This is a genomic window from Streptomyces sp. NPDC054847 (assembly GCF_053610925.1).
Map to the genome: position 1 here is coordinate 1 of NZ_JBSGZJ010000650.1, position 2,819 is coordinate 2,819.

Below are 2,819 nucleotides of genomic sequence, written 5' to 3' on the forward strand. Positions count from 1 at the left end.
CGGGGGGATTTCCCCGGGGGCCGCTTCAGGTGGGCGTGGTGGGCGTCAGGTCACCGACAGGGCGCCGTCCACCGCCACGACCGTGCCGTTGGCGTACCCGGCCTCCGGACGGGTCAACTGGACGATCCACCAGGCGATGTCCTCCGGCCGGCCCACCCGGCCCGCCGGGATCCGCTCCGCCATCTGCGCGAGGAACGCCTCGTACGCCTCCGCCGGCATCCCGGCCCGCACCCCCACACCGGTGTCCACGACACCGGGCGCGACACCGACCGAGCGGATGCCGCGCGGCGCGAGCTCGACGGCCCAGGTGCGGGTCAGGAAGTCGAGCGCCACCTTCGCCATCCCGTACACCGAGTTCTCCGGCCAGGCGCGGCGGCCCAGCGAACCCGCGGAGCTGACGTTCACCACGACCCCGCCGGCGGCCTCGAGCGCGTCCAGGGCCGCCTGCGTCAAAAAGACCGGCGCGAGCAGATTCGTGCCCAACTGCTCCCGCACACCATCGCGTTCCAGAGCGTCCAGGGGCGCGAATGCGGTGACCGCCGCATTGTTCACGAGAACATCGAGACGGCCGAATTCTTCGAGCGCCGTCCGGACAATCAGAGCGGGCGCATCGTGGTCGTGGACATCGGCGACCAGAATGCGAATTCGGTCGTGCCCGTCCGCTGTTTCCTTCAGCGTCGATTCACTGCGTCCGACAATGAGCACATGCGCGCCGTCGTCCGCGAAAGCACGAGCCGTGGCGGCGCCGATTCCCGTGCCGCCGCCGGTGACGACGACCGATTTCCTCACCTGGTCCGTCATCGCGGCCTCAGGAGCACAGGGCGGTGTTGACACCGCGGATGACGGCCTGCTCGGCCTCCGGGCCGAAGTCCTTGTCGCCGATCGTGAACGACAGCTGCACCCGGGCCGACCGGTCGCGGGTGGTGGCCGCGAACGTGGCGTAGCCGGGGATGCCGGCGCCGTGGCCCCACAGGTCCAGGTCGTCGTCGTTCTCCAGCTTCATGATGCCCAGGCCGTAGCCGATGCCCATCGGCAGGTTCTCGATCATCTCCGGCGGCAGCGGCGTCGTCATCTCGGTGAACTCCGGCTCGTTCAGCAGCGTCCCGTCGAACAGGGCGCAGAAGAACCGGTCCAGGTCCGCCGTGGTGGAGATGATCTCGCCCGCGCAGCCGGCCTCCGAGGGGTTCATCAGCGTCACGTCGACCGGCTCGCCGCCGATCTGCATGTAGCCGCGGGCGTGCGGGCCGGGGATGTTCGGGTCGTCGCCCGGCAGCGTCGTCTCCGTCAGCCCCAGCGGCTCGAGGACCCGCTCGGTGATCTCCTCGCGGTAGGAGCGGCCGGTGATCTTCTTGATGAGCAGGCCGACGATGAAGTAGTTGGTGTTGCAGTACGCGAACTTCGTGCCCGGCTCGAACTCCAGCGGCTTGGCCGCCGCGATGGCGATCAGGTCCTCGGGCTCGTAGTGCTTGTAGCGGTCGCGCAGGAACCGGTCGCCCGGCTTCTGGAACGAGTCCATGTAGTTGTACAGGCCGCTGGTGTGCTGCATCAGGTTCCGGACGGTGATCTTCTCGCCGTACGGGAGCAGCCCCGGCAGGTAGGACTCCACACTCCGGTCCAGGTCCAGGCGGCCCTCGGCGACCAGCTGCAGCACCACCACGGCCACGAACGGCTTGGTGATGCACGAGATACGGAACCGGCCGTCCGCGGGAACCGGCCGGTCCGAGCCCAGCTCCGCGATCCCGGAGGTGACGACGAAGGAGTTGTCCCCCCGGGTGACCCGGAACTGCACGCCGGCCGCGCCGGCCTGGACCAGCCGGTCCGCCGCTGCCTGCACGGCCTGCTGAAGAGCCGAGACCCCCGGCCGGTCGATCGTCGTCTGCGTCATGCGTGAAACCCCCATCGGGTGGCGAATCGGTCCGTGCGCGGGGCCCGGAGTGTCCGGCTGCGGCGCCGTCCGCCACAAGGGCGGCACTTCGCGACACGACCCGGCTCCTGCGCAGGCAATGACGTACGCGGCCCAACGTGGCCGCCCGCGATGGAGGCCCGCCCGCACGCCGCTGGAGCGTTGCTCGCGCACCGGGCCCGCCCCGCCCCGGCGCCCCTGGTGCCCCGGCGCCGTCCGCGCCTTGCCGAGAGACCGTCGAGCGGCCTTCCACGGTTTCTCGAGCGCGGCAGCACAGCGTGGCATGCGACACCCGACCGGTGCCTGCCGGCGCTGGTGCCCTCCCGGCAGGCACAGCCGGTCGCGGCATCACGCCACCCGGAGGAGGACCACGCCGTGCCGCGATTCACGTATCCGGAACTGCCCCTGGACGGACTGCTGCGCCGGGCCGCCGTCCGGGATCCCGACGGCACCGCCCTGGCCCGCGGGCCGCACACCCTCACCTACGCCGAACTCGACGCCCGCGCGGACCGCGTCGCCCACTACCTCCTGCGCGCCGCGCCCCGGCCCACCACCGTCGGCGTGGCGAACACCCTCGACACCGCGTTCGCCGCCACCTACTACGGCACCAGCCGCAGCGGCCACACCATCGCCCTGGTCAACCCGCTCATCGGGGAGGCGGCGCTGCGGCACGTGTTCACCGCCGCCGCGATCGAGATCGCGTTCGTGCCCCGCGCCACCGCCGAACTGCTCACCAAGATGCGCGAGGAACTGCCCCGCCTGCACACCCTCGTCGTCACCGACGCCGACGACGGCGTGGTCCCCGCCGACGCGACTCCCCTCCACGTCGCCCTGGACGGCGCCGGCGACGGGCCGGCCGCCCCCCCCCACCGGCCCGCCCCCCCGGCCGACACCCTGACCCGGGCGCTGATCCACC

3 protein-coding genes are annotated in these 2,819 nt (G+C 71.8%); 1 reads left to right on the plus strand and 2 read right to left on the minus strand.

The genetic code is table 11. The features are described from left to right. Positions 1-45: 45 nt before the first annotated feature. Together ACWGH4_RS33735 and ACWGH4_RS33740 are read right to left on the minus strand one after the other, a co-directional pair. A complete protein-coding gene (locus tag ACWGH4_RS33735; RefSeq protein WP_453467566.1) occupies positions 46-801 on the minus strand; it encodes an SDR family NAD(P)-dependent oxidoreductase in 756 nt (251 codons plus the stop codon). Between the two features lie 7 nt (positions 802-808). Beyond that, on the minus strand, positions 809-1,885 hold the full coding sequence (locus tag ACWGH4_RS33740; RefSeq protein ID WP_453467568.1) for a serine hydrolase domain-containing protein: 1,077 nt from the start codon (positions 1,883-1,885) through the stop codon (positions 809-811). Between the two features lie 393 nt (positions 1,886-2,278). On the opposite strand from ACWGH4_RS33740, the gene ACWGH4_RS33745 reads away from it, so the two are divergent. After that, positions 2,279-2,819: AMP-binding protein (locus ACWGH4_RS33745; protein WP_453467570.1), on the plus strand; the 541-nt coding region annotated here is incomplete at its 3' end.